Genomic DNA, 1,310 nt, shown 5'->3' with positions numbered 1-1,310 from the left:
ATGTACAAGAGGCCCAGCCCGGCGGCGAGGTCTTCGACGCCCTGAACGAGGACAGACGACTGGCGTTTCTGGAGCGCTTCTGCCGGGAGGTCGCCCAACTGGCCTGTGCCGGCTATGTGCACCGCGACCTGCACTACAACAACCTGCTGATCGACCGGGACGGCAATATCGTGTGGATCGACGCCCACCTGCGTCGGCTACCTACGAAAAGCGCCGACCAATGGCCGGCGCTCAGAAAATCGTTGACAGTTAACAAGCTCAGGGGAGAGCATTATCGAAAAATAGTAGAAGCGAAATTGAAGAGTCTATCTTGACCAGATGCTTCTCCCGTTCAGCTCCTCGAAAGGGTAATCATAAAAAGCAACGGAACACGATAAAGATGCCTAAAACGGTGAAGAGATAGAAAAGTAATCGATCTCTTTTTTATAAAGCTTACGAACGTACTCAGCACGCTCGGCATCGTACCAGTCCTGCAGTTTCTTCTTGCGCCCGTGCTTTTCCACCTTCTCCTCGAGAAGCCTGCCCCGATGCGGAATGTCCAGCCTCTCGCACAGCCAGGCGAAGTCCTCCTCCAGATTCGCGTAGCGACCGATGTAATCAACTGCCACCTGATCATCGATAGTGTAGAGCGGCCAGTTACTGATCAGGCCACTGGGCGTAATGCCCCGATCATCGACCTCGCCGGCAAGGGCTTTGAGGAAGTACCCGAAATCGAACTCGCGTCTGGAGTTTCGTCGCTGGTGGGAGAACTCCGACAGCGCCTGCTCATAGGGATCACGAACGAAGCAGAACTTGAAATAATGCTCCCACTCGTAGGGAAACATCGATCGGACATTTTCTGCAGGAGGGTGAACCGGATTACGAAACAGTGAGCGACGATAGTGCGCCTTGACGGCCGTATTCACCAGATTGCGATAGCGAGATGTATCGCCATGTCGCCACCACTCCAGCATCGCCTTGCGCGTCACATTGAGAGCATGAGGATGCCACATAGCTCGCCGTGCGGCCCGGTTGAGCGCACCACCACGCTGCAACACCTCATCGAGGCTGCCAATCATGATGTCGCCATCACCCAGATGCGGCCACAGGGTCGTCTTGATGGCGCTGCCCGCCACCTTGCGACAGTGGATAAAGATGAAACGGTACTTATGGCTGATGATCACATTGACGTCTCACAAAAAGGCGAGCTGAAACTCGGCATGACAAACAAATGAATCCGGAAATCTCCCAACCGCACGAGCACCGTTTGATCATCGCGGGTGAGCCGGGAAAGGATCGTCTATGTTTAACCTTGTCAACTCTGCGCAACA

The 1,310-nt window shown here is 54.5% G+C and carries 1 protein-coding gene and 1 pseudogene; one reads left to right on the top strand and one right to left on the bottom strand.

Going from position 1 to position 1,310, the window contains the following annotated elements:
* A pseudogene (locus RI841_RS13550) lies at positions 1–314 on the top strand (hypothetical protein); the annotation flags it as partial.
* 69 nt (positions 315–383) lie between these two features.
* Here RI841_RS13550 and RI841_RS13545 read toward each other — a convergent pair.
* Positions 384–1,163 carry a sulfotransferase family 2 domain-containing protein gene (locus RI841_RS13545; RefSeq protein ID WP_310706160.1) on the bottom strand — a complete coding sequence of 260 codons (780 nt, stop codon included), beginning with the start codon at positions 1,161–1,163 and terminating at the stop codon, positions 384–386.
* Positions 1,164–1,310 lie beyond the last annotated feature (147 nt).

The organism is Halomonas sp. (assembly GCF_031581305.1).
Taxonomy (GTDB): domain Bacteria; phylum Pseudomonadota; class Gammaproteobacteria; order Pseudomonadales; family Halomonadaceae; genus Halomonas.
The sequence above is the reverse complement of the archived record's forward strand: the minus strand, read 5'-3'. Positions and strand labels throughout refer to the sequence as shown.